Raw genomic sequence first — 22,222 nt, forward strand, 5'->3', positions numbered from 1 at the left:
GTGTTCCCAGGATGTGAAATTTCAATTTCGCGCTGACAAATCCGGTGGGTGGCAAGCTTTGTTGCGCATGTCCGTTTATTGGCAGGCTTCCGCCCTCCCCGTACGGACGCATCCTAAAGGGTGTACCCAGAGTCATGTATCGGTCAGGACCGCAACGCGGGTCCGGCAACGACCGAGTAGCATGGCTCCGCGGATCTTAGGTCTAGCTTTCAGGCCTGAGTTTGAAACCATCCAAAAAGGGGTCGGACTTGAGACGCTTGGCCGCAAAATCAACAAAGGCGCGCACCTTTGCAGACACGGTGCGGCCTTCTTGATGCACAAGATGGATGGGGACCTCGGGTGGTTCAAACGAATTCAGAACGGTCTTGAGCCGCCCGTCCGCAATGTAGGGTGCCACCTGATAGGACAAGAGCCGCCCGATGCCATGCCCTTTCAGGGCCAGCTCAATCACCGCGTCATTGGTGTTCATACTGATGCGCGGGCTTACGCGTTTTGTCACGACCGTTTCGCCCTTTCGAAAATACCATTGGGCCGATGCGTGCAGGGCAGTTGAATTAATGATGGCGTGATTGGCCAGGTCGTCGGGTGTGTCGGGTTCGCCGTGCAAGTCGAGATATGATGGAGCCGCACACACGACCTGCCTCACCGCGCCGCATCTCACGGCCATCAGACTTGAATCTGCAAGGTTTCCAATTCTGATGCCGACGTCGAGGCCCTCATCAATCAGATTGACCACGCGGTCCAAATAAAGCGTGCGCGAGGAGAGCTTTGGATACAGATCCAGAAATTCGCCCAGAATCGGAGTGACGAACATACGGCCAAACAACACCGATGAGGTCACACTGAGTTCTCCGGTCGGTTCGGCATAAGATCCAACAGCAGCACGCTCTGCCTCTTCAAGCTCCATCAGAATGCGTCTGGCATCTTCAAAGAATCTTCGCCCGCCATCAGTCAGCATAACCGAGCGAGTGGTGCGCACAAAAAGACGAAGCCCCAGGCTGTCCTCCAGCATGGATACCAGCCGGGTTACTGTTGGTGGCGACATATTGAGGTGGCGTGCAGCGGCGGAGAAGCCATTCAGCTCGGCTACCTTCACGAAAACGCCTAATGCATGAAATCGATCCAAATAACTATTCCACTTTTTGGAATAATATATTGCCAAGTATCCGCATTCCGCAACGTAAATGCATTGACTAGCTTCATCCCAGCCCCAGGGCATCGCCCCGACCGAGATGGAGAATTCAATGTCACGTCCTTTTGCAGAAATCAGTTTTACGCCTTCCGTACGTGCAGCGCAGGCCAAAAACGGATCGGCTGACGGATATGCGACGTTTCTGGCAGGCTCCGTTCAGGAAGACCTCATCAGCCTGGTCGAGTCCAGCTTCATCGCACAAAGGGACGGCTTCTATCAGGCGACCGTCTCTGAAACCGGCTGGCCTTATGTTCAATTCCGCGGCGGACCGGCAGGCTTTCTGAAAGTGCTGGATGAACGGACGCTTGCCTACGCAGATTTTCGCGGCAACCGGCAATATCTCAGCACAGGGAACCTTGAGTGCAACGACCGCATCTCACTGATCCTGATGGACTATCCCAACCGGAGACGCCTCAAGATCTGGGGCCGGGCGAAACTTGTTGATGGCGCGGATGATCCGGCCCTGATGCAGCGTTTGAGTGTGCCGAATTCCAGAGGCCACCCGGAGCGGGCCATTGTGATCAAGCTTGAAGCGATGGACTGGAACTGCCCGCAACACATTCCCCAACGCCTGACCCTGGAAGAACTTGAAGAGCATCTGGCACCGCTTCGCAATGAACTGGCAGCACAGAAGGTTCAAAACGCAGAGCACGAAGGAAAGCCCGGTCAGTAAAGCTGACTGATGCTGAACCTCGCGCGTTCAGACGCGCCCCGGAACCCCAAGAAAGGAAATACCCATGTCGCGCAATCTGAAATCCATCCTGAGCGCCAGTATTCTCGCGCTTTCCGTCGCAATGCCATTCGCACCGGCCCCTGCAATCGCCAAGGAGACCGGAGTTGAAGCTACACAAGCCGTCAACTTCCGCACAGAAAAAATCGGCGGGGTCAATATCGCCTTTCGTGAGGCCGGAGACCCGAGCAGGCCCACCGTCCTGTTGCTTCACGGATTTCCGACCTCCTCACATATGTTCCGTAACCTTATCCCTGAACTGGCCAAGCACTATCACGTGATCGCGCCCGACTTTCCCGGATTTGGGGCGTCGGACATGCCGAAAGCCGAGAATTTCGAGTATTCCTTTGCGAATATCGCCGAAATCATGACGTCTCTGCTGGATAAGAAGGGTGTCGATCAATACGCAGTCTATCTGATGGACTACGGTGCCCCGGTTGGATTCAGGATGTTTGCGGAACAGCCCGAACGGGTCACCGGCTTCGTCATTCAGAACGGCAATGCGTATGAGGAAGGGCTGCGCGAATTCTGGGACCCAATCAAGGCCTATTGGGCCGACCCTTCGAAAGAGAATGGCGACCAGCTTCGTGGTTTTCTTACTCTGGATGCGACCAAGTGGCAGTTCACCCACGGTGTACAGAAGCCGGAACTGATCAGCCCGGATAACTATTGGCACGTCCAATACCTGCTTGACCGCGAAGGCAATCAGGAGGTTCAGCTTGAACTTTTCCTGGACTACGGCACCAACGTTGCCGAGTACCCAGAATGGCAGGCGTTGTTTCGCGAGCATCAACCACCTGCGCTGCTAATGTGGGGTAAGAATGATCACATCTTTCCCGCCGAAGGCGCCCTGCCCTATCAACGTGATCTCAAAGACCTTGAGTTTCACCTGCTTGATACGGGACACTTCGCGCTGGAAGAATATGGGCCCGAGATTGCGGAACAGATGACTGCATTCCTGAACCGTATAACCGCCGCAGGTAACTGATGCGCAACTGGCCGCGCCTCGATCAAAGGCGCGGCCTCATGTTTGGAGACGATCAATGAGCACGCAAGCAAAAACTGCCAAGGAAGTAACGGTTGAAATAGTGCATGGGTTTGTCGACGGTGGCACCGGAGGAAATCCCGCAGGCGTCGTCCTGGACGCTGATGAATTGAGTGAGCAAGATATGCAAACCGTGGCGGCAAGGGTTGGATTGTCCGAGACGGCGTTTGTCTCCCGGTCTGAGACTGAAGGCTTCAAGCTGGATTTCTTCACACCAAACCGGCGCATCGCTCATTGCGGTCATGCAACAATCGCCGCCTTCTCTCACCTCGATGCGCTAGGCCGGATCCCCAAGCCCGATACGTCCAAGGAAACAGTTGATGGCCCCAGGCGCATACTCATGAAAGACGGCGCCGCCTATATGGAACAATTGGCCCCACGCTATTCGGGTGCTCAGGAATGGATCGAAAAGGGCGTGAAACTCGACGATGTACTGAACTCCCTTGGGATCGACGATACACAACTTGACCGGAGGTTCCCTCCAGTTCTGGCCAATACCGGCAACAGCTTCATCGTCGTCGGCCTCTCTGATGCCGAAAGTCTTGCCAAAGTCACACCAGATTTCGCCAAAATCGCGCAAATCAGCGAGCAACTGGATCTGATTGGCTATTATGTCTTCACAAAAGACCCCTCAGCAACAAGCCGGGACGCCACAACCCGCATGTTCGCACCCAGATACGCGATAGATGAAGAAGCCGCTACGGGAATGGCGGCCGGGCCACTTGCATGCGTGTTGCATGATTTCGGCGGCGTGTCTCGGCGATCATTTGAAATCGAACAAGGAGTGTTTATGAACCCGGCAAGCCCGAGCCTGATAAAAGTCGATCTGGACATCGAGAATGGCGCAATCACGGGCCTCATGGCGGGTGGTTACGGAAAAGCCATGAACGCGGCCCGGATTGCTTTGTGACGCGAAAAGGCCAGGTGTTTCCGCGGAAACAGTCTCAGTTTCGCCCAGGCTCTTGAGCTCGATTACGTCTGGTCCAAGGTCGCCTGCGACGGCACCATACTCAGCGCAGTGCGTGGCCCGATCTCATGAACCGGTCTGCGCGCTGCCGACCTTTGCAGTGAGAATACCTGGTTGCCCGCAACCCAAATCGCATCAGCCATTCCGGACAACGTAGAATCTTACGGCTCTCAATCTGTCTTGTCCGGATCGATACGCCGATCTGAGGTGGGACCGCCTTAATGTTCCTTCTCGACGAGAGAAAACAACGCGATGGATCCGGCAAGTCCTCTAACTTCGTGAAATCCACAAGCAGAGAACAGTTCGGGCGAAGCAGCGGCAACGGCTGATGTCGCCAGAGCTCTGCGACCTAAGGATTTCGTCAAACCCTCAATACGGCTTGCGAGGTTGACTGCTCTACCCAGAACAGTGAAATCCAGCCTGCCGGGACTTCCGATGTTGCCATAGCTTACCTGCCCAACATTGATCCCAATGCCTACGTCCAACGGCGGCTTCTGAGCCTCATCGCGGCGATGGTTGAGTGCGGTCAAGCCGGTCAATACGCTTTGAGCGGCCCGTGCTGCCTTTTTGCATTGGTCATTCAAATCTTCCTGGGTTGCGATGGTGAAGATCGACAGAATGCCGTCTCCCATGAACTTGAGAATATCGCCGCCATTTTCTTCCACAGACTGCACGACCAGATCGAAATACTCACTCAACGTGTCAAAAATGTCTTCTTCGGATGCTTTATCTGAAAGAGCGGTGAAACCTCGCAGGTCAGAGAACATGACAACTGCATCAAGGGTCGTGCGTTCCCCTCGCTTGATCCGCCCGTCCCATACAGCATCGGAAGGTCCATCGCCAAGATATGTTCTTAGAAGACCCTTGGACGACTTGCGCATGGTGACAGGTTCCAGAGCAGAAGACAGGCCGGGCAGTGCATCTTCAATCATTTTCAGATGCCGGGGCGAAAACCCTTCTGACGACTGGGTGACAAAAGTGCAGCCGTGCAGCGATCCATCTCCGTAGTAAAGCAGCGTAGCATAGTAATCGGTGCCACCCAGCTCAGCGAAATCAAGATACGAAGAGTGCTCGGTTTTGGGATCCAGTTGCCGCAGACCTTTGTGAAGTGGCTTCCTGTGCTCCAGAATGTATTCGAACGAGCTCCCGACATACCCATCCGTCAACATCGTCTCATGTGTCACATCGTAACTTTCGGTCCCATCAGGTGTCCAAACGATCCCCCATGCGATGAGCAACGGATTGGCGAAGCGCTGACCGATATTGACCCGCCATAGTGGCACACCGGCCTCGATCAAAGACGAGCAAAAATGTGACACTACCTTTTCGGGGTCACCTGAGCGACGCCCTTCCGCAATCATCCAATTGGTCAGTTGGGCAATTTCATCCATTGTTTAAAATCAATCGCTTAGATAGGATTGCCGAGAACTTTAGCTCATTGTTCGATCATATTATTCTAGTCTTTTTCTCAATCCATCCAAGCCTGCATCTTTGGTCCATGGGTATAGACCGCGGGTCCCAGCTGTACGCGCCAAAATGGCCTCAACGGATTTTCCTGCTCCATGTGTCTGTCGGACTGGTTCATAGACGTCGGCAGGACAGCATAGGCTTCTAATGGCACGAGGTATTTGTCCAGTGCAGCCTCAAGATTGTCGATTCTCGCTAAGAACTGTACCCGTGGTCCCCCAAGACTTGACCCATGTTTGTTAACGCACCAAGTGGTCTCAAGCCGTTTTAATCCCTTGGCAGATGATATGAGATTTTCGAATTCATCTGTCGGAGCCAAAACGGGAAAAACCTTGTGATCTTAGGTGCAGTTTGGTCCGACCGGGAAAGCGCCTGCGATGTGGCCAACTTGCGGTTGGGCGATTTGAAACTCATTGAGGATTTGCACGTATTCGATCGTTATCTGCATAGGCAAGTTCGACCACCGATGTTGCGGCATCGATCCCGAGATTCTGTTGAACTCTTTGCGACGTGTCGGTTGCGTGAGATTGCTCTGGCTATTGATTTTTTAGCGCGCGCAAAGAATATGTAAAACTATGATAAGTTCATGGCGAACAAAACCAGCAGGCAGACTGGCATGACCAAGATAAAGAATATGGAAGAGTTTGCGGCCCTCAGCGGTATCTCGCGACCCACGGTTTCCAAATATTTCCACGATCCCGACAGTGTTCGCCCCACAACGCGGAGTCGTATCGAAGAAGCGTTGGAGCGGTTTGACTATCGCCCCAACATTTATGCGGTCAACCAGAACCGGAAGCTGACCAAGAATATCGGAATCGTCGTGCCCTATCTGGCTGATCCGTTCTTTGCCGAAATCGCGCGCTATTTGGAACAAAGCTGTATCGCAGCTGGATATCGCCCGTTCCTGTTCAGCTCTCATGGTGAGCAAAAACTGGAAACCGAAATTCTGGACGGCTTGCAATCCATGAAGCCAGCCGGGGTTCTTTTGGCACCTTTGGGGCGCATCTCGGACAGATCAGCAATAGAGAAATTCTGCGCCAACGTACCCACAGTTTTGTTCGACAGTAACTTGGATGGTTTAGGGGCCGCATTCGTAGGTTCCGACAACTTCAGCTTTGTCTCACAAACCGTTGAATACATGACCCGTACCGGTGAACCGCCCTCGTTCTTCGAAATGCGCACTCCTGCGAACCCAAATGCCAACAAACGAAGGAAAGCCTACATCGAAGTGATGGAGCGCCTCGGATTTGAACCGCATATAATCAAAGTCGACGGCAAAGGTTGGGCGTTTGAAGAAATCGGCCAAAGAGGCGCACTGAACGTTCTGGGGGAACGCGGATTGCGAACCAACTCGGTGTTGTGCAGCAATGATCGCCTGGCCATCGGCTTTCTTGCGGCTTGCTACAAACAGGGGATTCGAGTCGGTCGGAATGACGATTGCAAGCTGCGTGTGGCGTCAAATGATGACCACCCTTTCGCGCAGTTTACTTGCCCATCCCTGACAACGGCTGCGCATGACTACGACAATGTTGCCGACCGCAGTGTGAAAACACTGTTCCAACTCATTGAAAGTGGAGGGAAATTTCAAACTCGATCTGAAACGTTGTTCCCTGCAAGACTGGTTTTGAGAGACTCCGCGTAACCTTAAAAATTAACGCGCGTAAAGTTTTTATTGACGCCGCGACAATTTTTGCATTACGTTCTCTGCACGACATCCAAGCTCAGGGAGGACAGGGATGTATTTGAGAAACGCACTTCGTGCGGCGACTGCAATGACACTCGTCGCGACGGCAGCAGCTCATGCGGATACCTTAACAATAGCGACCGTGAACAACGGCGACATGATCCGGATGCAGGGCTATACCGATAAATTCACCGAGGCGACCGGCATTGACGTCGAATGGGTGACGTTGGAAGAAAACGTGCTGCGTCAGCGCGTAACGACCGACATCACGACCAAAGGTGGTACGTTCGACATCATGACAATCGGCATGTATGAGACGCCGATCTGGGGCGCGAACGGCTGGCTGGTGCCGCTGGATGGCCTGTCCGAAGAATACGACGTTGGTGACATTCTGCCAGCGATGGCAGGTGGGTTGAGCCATGACGGAACGCTTTTCGCGGCACCGTTTTATGGTGAAAGCTCGATGATCATGTACCGCACTGACCTTATGGAAAAGGCGGGCATGGAAATGCCGGATGCGCCGACCTGGCAGTTCATCAAAGAGGCCGCCGCCGCGATGACCGACCGCGACGCCGAGATCAACGGCATCTGCCTTCGCGGCAAAGCCGGTTGGGGTGAAGGCGGAGCCTTTATCACTGCGATGTCCAATTCATTCGGCGCCCGCTGGTTCGATGAAGAATGGAAGCCCCAGTTCGATCAGCCCGAGTGGGCAGACACGCTGAATTTCTACGTTGAAATGATGAACGAATCCGGTCCTGCCGGCTATGCTACCAATGGGTTCAACGAAAACCTGTCGCTGTTCCAGCAAGGCAAATGCGGCATGTGGATCGACGCGACAGTTGCGGCGTCTTTCGTGACCAACCCTAACGACTCTACGGTCGCAGATCACGTAGGATTTGCGCTGGCACCCGACACTGGATTGGGCAAGCGGTCCAACTGGCTTTGGGCGTGGGCACTGGCTATTCCTGCTGGCACACAGCAAGAAGATGCTGCCAAGCAATTCATCGAATGGGCGACCTCAAAGGACTACATTGAGTTAGTGGCCGAAAGCGAAGGATGGGCAAACGTTCCCCCGGGTGCACGTACGTCTCTGTACGAAAACCCGGAATACCAAAAGGTTCCGTTCGCAAAGATGACACTGGACTCAATCCTGTCAGCTGATCCGAACAGCCCGACGGTAAAACCTGTCCCGTATGTTGGCATCCAGTTTGCCGCGATCCCGGAATTCGCAGGCATTGCCACACAGGTGAGCCAGGAGTTCTCGGCGGTATATGCCGGACAGCAAACGGTTGAGGAAGCACTTGCCAAAGCGCAGGCTTTCACAGCTGAAGAAATGGAAGCCGCCGGTTACTGAGGCATCCTCCCAACGGGTGGGCAGAGGTCTGCCCCCCGTTCAACCCTTCCACAATTCGCGTTTTTCTCGCAGGCTGAGTTACGCCTGAACAGAGAGGGTTTGCGTTATGGCTACTCAACAATCCCGATCAGTTGCCCGCCTGATGATGGCACCCGCAGTGGTCCTGCTGCTTGGCTGGATGCTCGTGCCTCTGACGATGACGCTGTATTTTTCTTTCAAGAAATACCTGCCGCTGCGTGGAGGTGATCTGGGTTGGGTCGGGTTCGACAACTACGTTCGTTTCGTATCCTCCAGTTCCTTCTGGCCTGCAGTTCAGGCGACTTTGGTGATCGTTGGCGGCGTGCTGGTGATTACGGTCGTTCTGGGCATTCTGCTGGCCATGCTGCTGGATCAGCCCATGTGGGGACAGGGCGTTGTCCGCATCCTTGTGATTGCGCCATTCTTTGTCATGCCGACCGTATCAGCGCTGGTCTGGAAAAACATGTTCATGGACCCGGTGAACGGTTTGCTGGCCCATCTGTGGCGCTTTTTCGGGGCTGAGCCGATTTCGTGGCTGTCCGAGGCGTCGATGACTTCGATCGTCATGATCGTTTCGTGGCAATGGCTGCCCTTTGCAACGCTGATCCTGCTGACCGCTATCCAATCTCTGGACAGTGAACAGCTGGAAGCGGCCGAAATGGATGGCGCGCCGCCGCTGAAACGCTTTTATCACATCATCCTGCCGCATCTTGGTCGCGCCATAACGATTGTGATCCTGATCCAGACGATTTTTCTATTGTCGATCTTCGCCGAGATTTTCGTGACCACCGGCGGCGCCTTCGGCACCCGTACACTGACCTACATGATCTTCCAGCGCGTTTTGGAAAGCCAGAACGTTGGCCTCGGATCTGCCGGTGGTGTCTATGCAATCATCCTTGCCAATATCGTTGCCATCTTCCTGATGCGCATTGTCGGCAAAAACCTGGACGCGTGAGGAGACAAAACCATGGCCCGCACCGTCACGACACAACGCAAAACACTAAACACTGCCTTTGCCTGGGCCGTAGGTCTGCTGATCTTCTTCCCAATCCTCTGGACGATCCTGACCAGCTTCAAGACCGAGGCGCAGGCGATTGCAAGCCCACCGATCTTCCTCAACTTCGACTGGACGCTCGAAAATTACGCCATCGTGCAAGAGCGCTCGGACTACATGCGGTTCCTGTGGAATTCGGTCATCATCGCAGGCGGATCGACCGTTCTGGGTGTGATCGTGGCGATACCCGCAGCCTGGGCGATGGCGTTTGTTCCGTCCAAGCGCACCAAGGACATTCTGTTGTGGATGCTGTCCACAAAGATGTTGCCTGCAGTTGGTGTTCTGTACCCGATTTACTTGCTGTTCATTCAGCTGGGTTTGCTGGACAGTCGCGGTGGGCTGGTCGTGGTGCTGATGCTGATCAACTTGCCGATCATCGTCTGGATGCTCTACACCTATTTCCGCGAAATTCCCGGAGAGATCTTGGAAGCGGCGCGCATGGACGGCGCGACTTTGAAAGAGGAAATCCTCTACGTCCTGACCCCAATGGCCATTCCCGGCATCGCATCAACCGTTCTGTTGAACTTCATTCTGGCCTGGAACGAGGCATTCTGGACGCTCAACCTGACTGCCGTTGATGCTGCACCGCTTACGGCCTTCATCGCCAGCTATTCCAGCCCGGAAGGTTTGTTCTTTGCCAAGCTCAGCGCGGCGTCGACCATGGCGATTGCACCTATTCTGATCCTCGGCTGGTTCAGCCAGAAACAACTTGTCCGCGGCCTGACCTTCGGCGCTGTGAAATAAGGAACACGACTCATGGGACGTATACAACTCAAGTCTGTGACCAAGAAATTTGGCGACGTTGAGGTTATTCCACCCTTGGACCTGACCATTGAAGATGGCGAATTCACCGTTTTCGTCGGCCCATCGGGTTGTGGCAAGTCCACGCTCCTGCGCCTGATCGCGGGGCTGGAGGATATCACCAGCGGCCACATAGAAATCGATGGCGCAGATGCAACAGACGTGCCGCCCGCCAAACGAGGACTGGCTATGGTGTTCCAGTCTTATGCGCTTTACCCGCATATGACCGTTCGCAAGAACATCGCATTTCCGCTGCGCATGGCGAAACTGGATCAGGCCGAAATCGACAGGCGGGTTGAGGGCGCGGCCAGTGTCTTGAACCTGACCGACTACCTGGATCGCCGCCCGGGCCAGTTGTCCGGTGGTCAGCGTCAGCGCGTCGCCATTGGTCGGGCCATTGTTCGTGAACCCGCTGCTTTCCTGTTCGATGAACCGCTCTCCAACCTCGACGCAGCACTGCGGGTCGGCATGCGGTTGGAAATCAGCGAACTGCATGAACGCCTCGCCACAACGATGATATACGTGACCCACGATCAGGTAGAAGCCATGACGATGGCCGATAAGATTGTCGTACTGCAAGCCGGTGTGATCGAACAAGTAGGCAGCCCGCTGGAATTATATCGGACGCCGCGCAACCAGTTTGTAGCGGGGTTTATTGGTTCACCCAAGATGAACTTCATCGAAGGACCGGACGCCGCAAAACACGGGGCCCAAACGATAGGTATTAGACCGGAACACATTGCAGTTTCGGAAACCGAAGGAGAATGGTCCGGGGTCGTCAGCGTCTCGGAACACCTTGGTTCGGACACATTTTTCCATATCCACGAAACCGGATTGGCTGAAACGATTACCGTGCGTGCAGACGGCGAGGTCGGTTTCCGTCATGGGGATCGCATACACCTGACACCACGCGCCGATGTGATCCATCGATTTGACGCAGACGGCCTGCGGATCGAATGAAACGTCTGACGGGCAAAACAGCCCTGATCACTGGGGCAGCGCGGGGCATTGGATTGGCATTTGCCAGGGTCTATGTGGCAGAGGGTGCGCGCGTCGCCGTCGCCGACATCGACTTCCAGCGCGCGCAGGACGTAGTCGCCGACATTGGCGCGGCGGCTTTCGCTGTCGAGATGGACGTGACCAACCAGCAGAGCGTTGATCAGGCTGTAGCAAAAACCGCGACCCAATTCGGCCCGATCGACATTTTGATCAACAACGCAGCTATCTTCACCGCCGCACCAATCGTTGAGATTGAACGCGCTGACTACAATCGCGTTTTTGACATCAACGTCGCGGGTGCGCTGTTTACGATGCAGGCAGTTGCCAAACATATGATCGAGCACGGAACCAAAGGCCGAATTATCAATATGGCCTCGCAGGCGGGACGAAGGGGCGAACCTTTGGTTGCTGTCTACTGCGCCAGCAAGGCGGCGATCATATCCCTTACCCAATCGGCGGGGCTGAACCTGATTTCTCATGGGATCAATGTAAACGCGATTGCCCCCGGTGTCGTCGATGGCGAACATTGGGATGGCGTGGACGCCTTTTTTGCAAAGCATGAAGGCAAGCCCCTTGGCCAGAAAAAGCGTGAAGTGGCGGCAGCTGTTCCATATGGCCGGATGGGGCGCGCGGAAGACCTGACAGGCATGGCGGTTTTTCTGGCCTCTGACGAGGCCAAGTACATCGTCGCGCAGACTTACAATATCGACGGCGGAAACTGGATGAGCTGATGGACCCTGTGGCGAACGCGAAATCTCCTACACTGCTGCGGCAAGACCGCCTTTCAGATCTGCCAACAACCGTGAAGACCCCGAAGTATGAACGTTCGGATCTGACGCCGGGCATCGTTCATATTGGATTGGGTAACTTCCATCGCGCGCATCAGGCCTGGTATATTCACCAGCTCATGCAACAGGGGCAGGCCCATGACTGGGCCATCGTCGGGGCGGGTGTGCGAAGCTATGACGCCGCTATGCGAGAGCGACTGCTTGCACAGGACTGCCTTACAACGCTGATCGAGTTGGGTCCAAAAGGAATGTCTGCTGAGGTGATTGGCCCAATGATCGATTACCTGCCGATCGAGGAAAACAACGCCGCTCTCATCCAGGCGATGGCCGCCCCGGCTACTCGGATTGTTTCGCTGACCGTTACCGAAGGTGGATATTTTCTGGATACCAACAACGGCGCCGTCGATACTGATCACGCTGACATTCGTCATGATGCAGATAACCCCAATCAGCCCCGTACGGCCTTCGGTGCGATGGTTGCGGCCCTCAGACAACGGCGCGCCGAGGGCTTGAAGCCGTTTACGGCGCTCAGTTGCGATAATCTTCAAGGCAACGGATCAATTTTGCGAAACTGTATTGTCGGATTGGCGCGCATGTCCGACCCGGAACTGGCCAGCTGGATTGACAGGAATGGCGCGTTCCCGAATTCAATGGTGGATTGCATCGTGCCAGCAACGACTGACCAATTGGCTTCGCAATGCCATACCCTTGGGGTCGATGACAAAGCGCCCGTCTCGCATGAGAACTTTCGCCAATGGGTAATCGAGGATGCCTTCTGTGCCGGGCGCCCACCTCTCGAAAAAGTCGGAGTAACACTGACCCACAACGTTCATAGTTACGAGAAAATGAAGTTGCGCATTTTGAACGGAGGTCATCAACTGCTCGCAAATGTCGGAGAAATATTGAATGTTCCGACGATTGCCGACTGCATGAAGGATCCGGCCATCGCGGCATTCTTTGGAAAAGTGCAAGCTGAAGAAATCCTGCCTCATGTCGAAGCCGTTCCCGAAACAACTGCGCAAGAGTATCTTGAGTTGGTTGAGAGGCGATTTGCAAACACTGCGATTCACGATACCACACGCAGGGTCGCATTCGACGGATCGGCACGGCATCCGGGGTTCTTGCTGCCTTCGCTGCGCGATGCACTTGCATCAGGTTCTTCTGTACACGGGCTCGCGCTTGCCGAAGCGTTCTGGTGCCGGATGTGTGCGGGTGTTCGTGAAGATGGCTCCGAGATCACTCCTAATGACCCCCAGTGGGAAAGCCTGAACAGAACAGCTCTGGCGTCCAAAACCGAACCTGAGCTTTGGCTGGAGCAGGGTTTCTACAGCGGTGACTTTGGAGTCAGCCCACACTTTTCCAAAGCCTTCGCCCGCTGGCTGACGCTGATATGGCAGCGTGGCAGCCGAGTCGCCATCGCTGAGTATGTCGCGAACGATTCAACGTAGCAAATCGCTCTCGGCGCTCAGTTCGATCGGTGTGCATGCACCGCGGCTTCTGGCTTCTGGAACTTTATCTGATGTCAGCGCAAATGGAACGCGTAATCAGGCGAAAGACGTGTGGATACCACCTTCGGCGATCCTGACTGATACAAAAACACTGGAAATCCCCCTCGACAGAGCCTGCAAGGCAAGTCTTTGCGGGGAAAAGGAAAAACCTACCCTCGGATCAAAAGCGTCAAGAGGAGTTCCGCAAGCTGAGGCGGAAATTGGATCGAACACCCCACCCCAATCGGCCCCAGGTGTCGCCGTACAGGTAGTGCTCGCGATATTCTGTTGCACTTACGAGACGATTCTACCGTTGAAAGAAAGTGTCATTTGAAACATGGTGTCACCTACTGTTTCAAAAGGACCGGTGCGTAATAGCTTGTCATAAAAAGAACAATTTAAGCGTGCATCCGAGTGCAATCTAATCTTCCGAGGTACAGGGCTGAGCAATGGCTACTACGACTATAATACCAAGACCTTCCGCTTCTTCTCCGCTCAGCTCGATACAAGGTTATGTTGCCTACGTTGACGGCAATCCTTCGATCACTACAATTTCTTATCACTTCGAACAATACGCGGGCACACAAGCGTGGACTGCGGAATACAAGGCAGAATTCCGAGCCGCTCTCTCTGCTATCGAGGCCGTGGCAAATGTGAGCTTTGTCGAGTCTGGCAGTGCTTCAGCCGACTTGGTTGAGGTTATTGCGCCCACAAGCTTTTTTTCAGATCCCAGAACGCTTGGCTACCACTATACGCCATCAAGTAGTCCCTCCGTAGGAGCTTTCAATACCGCTTACTGGAGTGCCGGATCAAATGGCAATGGGGATCCGGGCGGGTTTTTCTTTACTACCTTGCTTCATGAGTTGGGTCATGCGCTTGGGTTGGGTCACCCCCACGACACCGGTTTGGGAACAACCGTAATGGATGGTGTCACATCGCCATTTGACTCTTTCGGGACCGGCAACCTGAATCAGGGTGTCTACACGGTGATGTCGTATAATGACGGCTGGACCGAACAGAACGGAATTCTCTCGGTCAACGCGACTTATGGTGGTTCAACGGGTCTTGGCGCTTTGGACATTGCTGCGTTGCAGGCGATGTATGGCGCGAATACTACGCACAATTCTGCCAACAACACCTACACGCTCCCCTCAGCAAACGTTGCGGGAACCGGCTATCAGTCTATTTGGGATACAGGTGGAAATGATACGATCCAGCATGTTGGTAGTTCGACTGCGTGGATCGATCTTCGGGCGGCAACACTGGATTATTCCGATACCGGCGGCGGCGTTGTGTCTTACGCCGCGGGAATAAAGGGCGGCTTTACAATCGCTCATGGCGTTGTGATCGAAAACGCGACCGGAGGGACCGGTGATGACGTGATTGTCGGGAATACTGCCCAGAATGTCCTGAATGGCAACCATGGTCACGATAAAATCTATTCAGTCTCTGACGGAACCAACAACAACACCATTTATGGTGGCTTGGGGAATGACACTATTCATCTGGCGAACGGTTCCGGCGCTGACCAGGTTTTCGGTGGCCAAGGGGATGATTGGGCCATTGTGACCAACAATGCCGGCTCGTTTTCCGGAGGAAGCGGTACTGACACAGTCCGATTTGTCAGCGCCATCAGCAGCTATCTGTTCATCAAAAACGGCACGAAATACGAATTTATCGATGCCGTGTCGCGTATCACCTTTACGGTGGAAGATGATGTCGAGGCCATTCAATTCCTGAATGGATCACAGGCGTATAGCCGTTCGAACATCGAAACGGCCATGCAACTCTCGAATATCGAGACAGCCGGCACGACATTGAAACACGCAACTCAGGGCATTTACGTACTGGATGCAGGCAGCTCGAACGTGACGCTGATTTTTAATGGTCAGGCTGTTGGTCAAAACACGATTGCCGGCTGGCAGGCCATTCAGGCCGAGGCTTCGGGCGGCGGTTACAAAGTGCTGTGGAAAAACGTGGATGGGACATATGGGGAATGGACCGTCAACTCCAATGGTCAGTTCCTCAGCAGCAGCAGCATCGGCAATGTGGCAGATGTTGAGGCCTTCTATGGCGCTGATTTGAACAATGACGGGCTGACGGGTCACGGTACGGTCACGCTTGAATCCAATGGCTCCACGACACTCGTTTCGTCAAGTCTGGGTTCGTATTTTATTAACGGCACCATTGAACTGACGCTCAACGGTGCCAAGGCCGGCCCGGGCAGTTTCCCCGGCTGGCAGGCCATTCAGGCTGAGGCTTCTGGCGGCGGCTACAGGGTGCTATGGAAGAATACGGACGGCACGTTTGGGGAATGGGTGGCCGATGCCAGTGGTCGCTTTGTCAGCAGCAGCACCATAGACGACGTTCGAGATGTCGAGGTCTTCTATGGCGCCAACCTGAACAATGATGCACAAATCGGTCATATCACGACCAGCATCGAGTCCAACGGTTCCACGACGCTGGGATGGTCAACCAATGGCGCATATGTAATTGGCGGCAACATCGACTTGAAGCTCAATCAGGTTATTGCCGGTCCTGGCAGCTTCCCCGGCTGGCAGGCGCTTCAGGCCGAGGCTTCTGGCGGCGGTTATCGGGTGCTGTGGAAGAATTCCGACGGGTCTTACGGAGAATGGACTACGAACGCGGCTGGTGAATTCCAGAGCAGTGCAACAATCGACAATGTTGCGGATGTCGAGGTCTTCTATGGCGTTGACCTGAACAATGACGGGCTGACGGGTCATGGAACGATCAACATTGAATCCAACGGCGGGACAACGCTGGGGGCGTCAACCCAGGGTGAATATCTGATTGACGGCACCACGACTTTGACATTCAACAACGCCACTGTCGGGCCGAACAGTTTCCCTGGCTGGCAGGCCATTCAGGCCGAAGCTTCGGGCGGCGGCTACAGGGTGTTGTGGAAGAATTCGGATGGGTCCTATGGGGAATGGGTCACGGATTCCAATGGTGTATATGTCGGTTCCAACACCATCGCTGACGTGGCGGCAGTCGAAACCTTCTATGGCTTTGATATCGACGGCAGTGGGACAGTCGGAAACGGACTGCCCAAACTCGCTCGAGTTGCGGCAGCCGATCAGAACACACCGACGGGCGAAGAAAAATTGGGAATGTCTGATTGGGATGAAACGGTCGATTATCTGAAGTTCGTCGCCGATCTTGGCGGTCACGAAGACGCAGAAGACGACTACACGCTGGTAAGCTTGCATCAGGCTCAGGATACGGTGCTCCCTGTTTCCGAAGACCCCTTGGCCGCCTTGTCGAGTGGAAACATGGACATCGAGGACGACGAGACCAGTCCGACACTTATGCCCCTTTTGGACGAAGACAGCTTCTGGGTTTAGAAAAACTTTGGCGCTGGAAGCGGCCCGTTCAGTTAGACTGACGGTGCCTTTTCCGGCGTAGTTCACAGTGGACGTGTCGCATGTTAGTGCGGCCCCAAGTGCTCGGTTAGACCACTTTCCGTTCGAAGGCGGCTGGGCTTTTCCAACCTATTGCTGAGTGCCGTCGACGTGGGTTGTAGACGCCATTGATGTATTCGAAGATTGCCAATTTGGCAGTTGTTCGGGTCGGCTAGGGTCGCAGCCAAATCAGCACCGCATTGGCAACTGCATCCCTCATCGTGCCCTGCCCCAAGATCGAACCGGCCATGATTTCCCCGGCGTCGCCAAAGGTTTCTTGTTTCGCCGTTTGCGGGCGAACATTGCGCTGTTTCGACGACCTCGAGCCCCAGACAAGTGAAGGTTACGCAAGTCCACTGAGAAAATTCGCAGAATGGCGGCTTGCGGCTTAGGCATGTGTTCGACTTCGCCGTATGTCCCGATCAAAAGGTCCGAGAGGCTTGAATGAATGCAGTGAAAATGTCGGGTGTGATGAGAATTGCCACCACCGATCACAGTGATGTTCTAAGCATCTTTGTGAGGAGGTATTATTTACGTTTGTCCTATTGACCTTGATCGGTTGTGCGGTCGCGTTTTTGAAGGGCGCGAATGCGCATCCTCTGGGCAGCCTCAATATGTGCTCGCATTTCCATCTCGGCCGCTGCGCTGTCGCGAGATTTGAGGGCTGTCATAATGCACCGATGTTCAGCGACTGCGGCATCCGCCCGCTCATTGTCCAACAGTTGTGACGGTCCAAGAAACAGCAGCGCCTTTTGCAATGAAAGCATGGATTTCGTCAGAAACCGGTTTTTGGCCGCATCCAACAGCGTGGCGTGAAACACCCGGTTGATCCGGGCAGCTTCCGGCCCGGTACCTGCTTTGGCAAGTCGGTCGTTCAGAACCTCCAGCTCGTCCAATTCGACATCTGACGCAGCTCGGGCCGCCAGGCGGGCCGCAGTACCTTCAAGCACGGCGCGCATCTCATAGAGCTCCATCACTTCGGCATAACTCAGGCTTCGGACCGATGCGCCCTGTCTCGGCACATGCGTGACAAGCCCATCAGCCTCAAGCTGTCGGATCGCTTCGCGAACAGGAGTTCGGCTGACGCCCAGCCGTTCAGACAGGTCTATTTCTCTCAAGCGATCGCTGGGCAAAAGCGCGCCTTCGCGAATCTCATCCAGCAGCCGCTGATACACGGTATTGCCTTGTGGGCCCGGCTGTTTCGCGTCGTCCTGGTAGATCATCATGCTCATACTTGCATTTTGCATCCAGTCGCATACAAAAGAATACATTATGGGTCAATGGCAACGGAATTCAAGTTTTTCCCGTTTCAAAGAACCCCTTTCCCGCCTTGTGAAAAGGTAGGTGATTTTTGGAATTGCAGTGCTTGGCACAGCAGTCTTTTGGATATTGGGTCTTCCGCTACCGTTCTTGTTCGGCCCCATGGCCGCTTGCCTGATCGCCGCACTGGCCCAGGCGCCGATGAACGGGTTTGGGCAGGTTTCCGTCGCAGCCAGGACGATCTTGGGCGTTGCAGTTGGTGCATCGATCACGCCAGCGCTATTCGTCAATTTGCCCAAGATGGCCGCATCGATCATGTTGGTCCCCGCCTTCATTGTCCTGATCGCGCAGTTTTTCATCGGTTGCGCTATTGGAGTAAAGTTTGTCGGCGTGACTTGGGGTGAATTGCGCCGGATCGTTGCCTATGTTGTTGTGCTGGCCATTCTGGCCGCAGGATTCACTGCCGTAGTTACAACTCTTGAGTTGGGAAGCCCCGTCGAAGCTTTTCTTGCTTTCGCTCCGGGGGGGGGGCAGGCCGAGATGACGGTTCTGGCAATTGTTTCGGGCGCTGATCTAGGCTTTGTCATCACTCATCACCTGACACGGATCGTGCTGGTCATCATCGGCGCACCCATCGCCGCCAACCTAATCTTGCGTTGGTCCAATCCGCGGAAATAGTCAGGTCCTTTAGGCATCGACCCCAGAGCTTTGATGCGATAGTGGCGCAAAACACAAATGTTATGACATTCTTTTTGGCATTGGCCAAAAAGTGCCCTTTCCTGTGCATGGTCTGCGGTTTCTTGCTCAAAAAAACATGTGCAAACTTGGCAACGCTGAACTAACTTTCTAAATGCGGCGTTGCCTTCCGGAATGATGTGGATTTAAAACTGTGAAACCTCAACACCGCGTATCAGCGGCCCCTCGCCATGAATTGCGCAAAGTGCGCAATCAGGGCATCGCCTTTCTGGCCTTGGCGTTTTTGTTCAGCATCTTCGTTAATCTGCTCATGCTCACAGGTCCCCTGTTCATGTTGCAGGTATATGACCGGGTTCTTGGCTCGCGAGCGGTTGAAACTCTGACCGCACTGTTTTTGCTCGTCGCATTGCTTTATGCGCTGATGGCTATGCTCGATTATGCGCGTGGTCGCATCGTTGCCCGCTTTGGCGCCCGGTTCCAGTCGCAACTGGATGAACGCGTTTTCGAAGCCACATTGCGGCGATCCCTGGTGCCTCAGGTGCGATCAGCTCCGGCGACCGCACTGCGAGATCTGGAGGCCATTCGTACCTTGTGTTCTTCGCCCGTATTGCTTGCAGTGATGGATATTCCGTGGACGCCCGTTTTCCTCGGGGCAATTTTCCTGTTTCATCCACTGCTTGGCTGGTTGGCAGTTGCAAGCGGCTTGCTACTGGTAATGATTGCACTGCTTAACCAGGCCCTGACCAGCCGAAAGGTGGCCGCTGCGCAATCAGCAGCGGCACGAGCGAACGCTTTCTCTGAGCAGGCGCGGCAAGCGGCGGAAGTTGTGCGTTCCCAGGGAATGCAGGCGGACGTCACCAAGCGGTGGTTGAACCAGCGTACGGATGCTTTGCGTCAAAGCATTTCTGCCAGTGACTGGACCGGTAGCTTCACGTCGCTGACTAAATCGCTTCGGCTATTTCTTCAATCGGCCATGCTGGCTCTGGGCGCGTGGCTGGTTCTGCAAAACGAAATGACTCCGGGTGCGATGATTGCAGGCTCGATCCTTTTGGGGCGTGCCTTGGCACCGGTCGAGCAGGCTGTCGGCCAATGGGGATTGATCGAACGGGCACGCACGTCCTGGATCTCTCTGACCCGGTTTCTGGACCAGACACCGCCGGAAGAACAGCGGATACGTTTGCCGATCCCCAAGTCGCAACTGGAAGCCAAATCCCTGACAGTAATCCCTCCGGGCGCTTCTGCGCCAACGTTGCGGAATGTGAACTTGAAACTGGAACCGGGAAAGGCGCTTGGTGTCATCGGAAAAAGCGGATCGGGCAAGACGACCCTAGCCAAGGCATTACTTGGGCTTTGGAGGCCCGCAGCCGGCGAGATCCGGTTGGGCGGCGCCACTTTGGACCAATACGATCCAAACGATCTGGGCAGCCATATCGGGTACTTGCCGCAGCAGGTCACTCTGTTTAACGGAACCGTTGCTGAGAACATTGCGCGGATGTCGGAAAACCCGGATTCCGAGGCGGTGGTTGCGGCGGCCAAAAAGGCCAATGCACACGAACTGATCCTGTCATTGGAAAAAGGCTATGGCACATTCCTTGAGGGCAATGACAGTCAGTTGTCGGGGGGTCAGAAACAGCGCATAGCGTTAGCCCGCGCGCTATATGGCGATCCGGTCTTGCTCATTCTTGACGAGCCGAACTCGGCCCTGGACGCAGACGGCACCGAAGCCTTGAATGCGGCCGTGCGTGGCCTCAAGGCGGCAGGAAAAGGCGCCATCATCATGACGCATCGCCCGCAGGCCATTTCGGAATGTGACGATCTGGCCGTCGTCGAAAAAGGCCAAGTGGTCAGGTTCGGCAGTCGCGATGAGGTTCTGAACGCAATGGTCCAGAATGCGGGCGCGATTAAGCGCAAGCTCAGCCCCGTAGGTGAATAATGGCGAAAAAATCTACTAAAAAGCCGCTGCCAGTCTGGGGCATCAAAACTCCTGCGTTTGTAGGATTTCTTGCCCTTGGCATTCTGGTTGGCGGATTGGGGCTTTGGTCCGTGAAAACGCGGCTGGCCGGAGCAATTGTTTCTCCGGGTGTAATCGAAGTGCAGAGCAATCGTCAGGTCGTTGAACATCCAGACGGCGGCGTGGTTGGCGAGATTTTCGTGCGCGACGGTGATGGAGTCGCCTCGGGCGATTTGCTTTTGCGGTTGGATGACACGTTTATGTCGTCGGAACAGACTATTGTAGAGTCTCAACTCTTTGATCTGCTGGCCCGCCGTGCCCGGCTTGAGGCCGAACGGGACGGTTTGACATCCGAAGACTTGGCGGCACGCCTGGCCGAGGTTCAAAAAGAAAACAACATTGATCCCGACCTGATTGAGGGACAACAGAACCTGTTTGACGCCCGCCTGGAAACTCTGTCCAAGCAGGATGAGCAGCTGCGCAAACAGCTGGTTCAGATCGAAAGCGAGATTGAAGGCACACAGGCTCAGTTGGTCTCATTGCGCCGCCAGACCGAGTTGATTGAGGCGGAGTTGGAAGATCAGCAAAGCCTGTTGAGCAGGGGTTTGACGCAGAACAGCCGGGTTCTGGCGCTGCAACGGGAAGAGGCCAGCCTTACAGGTGAAATCGGCAAGTTGGAAGCGGCTGTCGCGCGACTGAAGGGACAGATTGCGTCTACCGAGATTCAGATTGTCGAACTGACCGCGACCCGACGGGAAGAAGCAATTACCACTTTGCGGGACGCTCAGGCACAGGTAGCGGAACTGTGGGAGCGACGCCTGTCCTTAGCAGAGCGTTTGACCAGGCTGGAAATCCGTGCGCCTGTCAGTGGAACTGTCTACGGCAGTCAGGTCTTTGCATTGCAATCCGTCATTCAGCCGGGCGAACCTATGATGTATGTGGTTCCGCAGGACACGCCGCTACTGGTTGCTGCGCGGGTCGATGCAATCCATGTGGATCAATTGCATGTTGGGCAGCCCGTTGCCCTGCGGTTCCCGGCGTTCAATCAACGCGAAACGCCCGAACTTGAGGGACAGGTCAACAACGTCTCAGCGGACACGTTCACGGATGAACAGTCTGGTTTCACCTTTTACCGCGCCGAAGTAGTGCTGAATGACGGTGAGATCGACCGGCTCAATGGTCAGGAACTATTGCCGGGCATGCCGGTTGAGACACTGATCAAGACCGATGAACGCACACCGTTGTCCTACCTTGTGAAACCAATGGCGGACTACTTCAATCGCGCTTTTCGCGAGTGATGCGGACGC

17 protein-coding genes and 1 pseudogene are annotated in these 22,222 nt (G+C 54.8%); 14 read left to right on the forward strand and 4 right to left on the reverse strand.

Annotation, left to right across the window (positions count from 1 at the left end; all coding sequences use genetic code 11):
• Positions 1-202: 202 nt before the first annotated feature.
• Positions 203-1,303 carry a LysR family transcriptional regulator gene (locus D1823_RS19790; RefSeq protein WP_371415322.1) on the reverse strand — a complete coding sequence of 367 codons (1,101 nt, stop codon included), beginning with the start codon at positions 1,301-1,303 and terminating at the stop codon, positions 203-205.
• Between D1823_RS19790 and D1823_RS19795 the strand changes: the two genes are divergently transcribed.
• From D1823_RS19795 to D1823_RS19805, 3 genes are all read left to right on the forward strand, one after another.
• Entirely contained in the window at positions 1,245-1,865 is a 621-nt protein-coding gene (locus tag D1823_RS19795) for a pyridoxamine 5'-phosphate oxidase family protein (protein ID WP_117873305.1), read from the forward strand. The genes D1823_RS19790 and D1823_RS19795 overlap by 59 nt on opposite strands.
• 64 nt (positions 1,866-1,929) lie before the next feature.
• Complete coding sequence (locus D1823_RS19800; protein ID WP_117873307.1) at positions 1,930-2,910, forward strand: alpha/beta fold hydrolase; 981 nt, start codon at positions 1,930-1,932, stop codon at positions 2,908-2,910.
• A gap of 55 nt (positions 2,911-2,965) precedes the next feature.
• Positions 2,966-3,877, forward strand: a complete 912-nt coding sequence (locus D1823_RS19805) for a PhzF family phenazine biosynthesis protein (protein WP_117873309.1) — start codon at positions 2,966-2,968, stop codon at positions 3,875-3,877.
• 275 nt (positions 3,878-4,152) lie between these two features.
• Here D1823_RS19805 and D1823_RS19810 read toward each other — a convergent pair whose 3' ends face one another.
• A complete protein-coding gene (locus tag D1823_RS19810; protein WP_117873311.1) occupies positions 4,153-5,325 on the reverse strand; it encodes an adenylate/guanylate cyclase domain-containing protein in 1,173 nt (390 codons plus the stop codon).
• A gap of 692 nt (positions 5,326-6,017) precedes the next feature.
• Here D1823_RS19810 and D1823_RS19820 point away from each other — a divergent pair.
• The 8 genes from D1823_RS19820 to D1823_RS19855 all read left to right on the forward strand — a co-directional run bounded on the left by D1823_RS19820 (position 6,018) and on the right by D1823_RS19855 (position 16,951).
• On the forward strand, positions 6,018-7,043 hold the full coding sequence (locus D1823_RS19820) for a LacI family DNA-binding transcriptional regulator (protein WP_117874041.1): 1,026 nt from the start codon (positions 6,018-6,020) through the stop codon (positions 7,041-7,043).
• Between the two features lie 94 nt (positions 7,044-7,137).
• The gene (locus tag D1823_RS19825) at positions 7,138-8,439 is read left to right on the forward strand and encodes a sugar ABC transporter substrate-binding protein (protein ID WP_117873314.1); all 1,302 of its coding nucleotides are present in this window, start codon (positions 7,138-7,140) and stop codon (positions 8,437-8,439) included.
• A 106-nt stretch (positions 8,440-8,545) separates the two neighbouring features.
• Complete coding sequence (locus tag D1823_RS19830; protein WP_117873316.1) at positions 8,546-9,412, forward strand: carbohydrate ABC transporter permease; 867 nt, start codon at positions 8,546-8,548, stop codon at positions 9,410-9,412.
• 12 nt (positions 9,413-9,424) lie between these two features.
• Positions 9,425-10,255: a carbohydrate ABC transporter permease gene (locus tag D1823_RS19835; RefSeq protein ID WP_117873318.1), complete on the forward strand. Its 831-nt coding sequence runs from the start codon at positions 9,425-9,427 to the stop codon at positions 10,253-10,255.
• 12 nt (positions 10,256-10,267) lie between these two features.
• Positions 10,268-11,272 (forward strand): ABC transporter ATP-binding protein, encoded by a 1,005-nt coding sequence (locus tag D1823_RS19840; protein ID WP_117873320.1) that lies wholly within the window; start codon positions 10,268-10,270, stop codon positions 11,270-11,272.
• Positions 11,269-12,042, forward strand: a complete 774-nt coding sequence (locus tag D1823_RS19845; RefSeq protein ID WP_117873322.1) for an L-iditol 2-dehydrogenase — start codon at positions 11,269-11,271, stop codon at positions 12,040-12,042. The genes D1823_RS19840 and D1823_RS19845 overlap by 4 nt, the downstream gene beginning before the upstream one ends.
• Positions 12,042-13,547 carry a mannitol dehydrogenase family protein gene (locus D1823_RS19850; RefSeq protein ID WP_117873324.1) on the forward strand — a complete coding sequence of 502 codons (1,506 nt, stop codon included), beginning with the start codon at positions 12,042-12,044 and terminating at the stop codon, positions 13,545-13,547. Before D1823_RS19845 ends, D1823_RS19850 begins: the two co-directional genes overlap by 1 nt.
• A gap of 488 nt (positions 13,548-14,035) precedes the next feature.
• Positions 14,036-16,951 carry a M10 family metallopeptidase C-terminal domain-containing protein gene (locus tag D1823_RS19855; RefSeq protein ID WP_117873326.1) on the forward strand — a complete coding sequence of 972 codons (2,916 nt, stop codon included), beginning with the start codon at positions 14,036-14,038 and terminating at the stop codon, positions 16,949-16,951.
• Positions 16,952-17,057: 106 nt separating this feature from the next.
• Here the strand turns inward: D1823_RS19855 and D1823_RS19860 are convergent.
• A pseudogene (locus tag D1823_RS19860) lies at positions 17,058-17,177 on the reverse strand (IS3 family transposase); the annotation flags it as partial.
• A gap of 373 nt (positions 17,178-17,550) precedes the next feature.
• Positions 17,551-18,231, reverse strand: a complete 681-nt coding sequence (locus D1823_RS19865; protein ID WP_117874043.1) for a GntR family transcriptional regulator — start codon at positions 18,229-18,231, stop codon at positions 17,551-17,553.
• A gap of 139 nt (positions 18,232-18,370) precedes the next feature.
• Between D1823_RS19865 and D1823_RS19870 the strand changes: the two genes are divergently transcribed.
• The 3 genes from D1823_RS19870 (at position 18,371) to D1823_RS19880 (ending at position 22,213) form a co-directional block, all read left to right on the forward strand.
• Positions 18,371-18,946, forward strand: coding sequence for an AbrB family transcriptional regulator (locus D1823_RS19870; protein WP_371415323.1), 576 nt, complete (start codon positions 18,371-18,373; stop codon positions 18,944-18,946).
• Positions 18,947-19,157: 211 nt separating this feature from the next.
• Positions 19,158-20,897 (forward strand): type I secretion system permease/ATPase, encoded by a 1,740-nt coding sequence (locus tag D1823_RS19875; protein ID WP_371415324.1) that lies wholly within the window; start codon positions 19,158-19,160, stop codon positions 20,895-20,897.
• The gene (locus tag D1823_RS19880; RefSeq protein WP_117873330.1) at positions 20,897-22,213 is read left to right on the forward strand and encodes an HlyD family type I secretion periplasmic adaptor subunit; all 1,317 of its coding nucleotides are present in this window, start codon (positions 20,897-20,899) and stop codon (positions 22,211-22,213) included. Before D1823_RS19875 ends, D1823_RS19880 begins: the two co-directional genes overlap by 1 nt.
• Positions 22,214-22,222 lie beyond the last annotated feature (9 nt).

Origin of the sequence: Ruegeria sp. AD91A (assembly GCF_003443535.1) — a bacterium.
Taxonomy (GTDB): Bacteria; Pseudomonadota; Alphaproteobacteria; order Rhodobacterales; family Rhodobacteraceae; genus Ruegeria.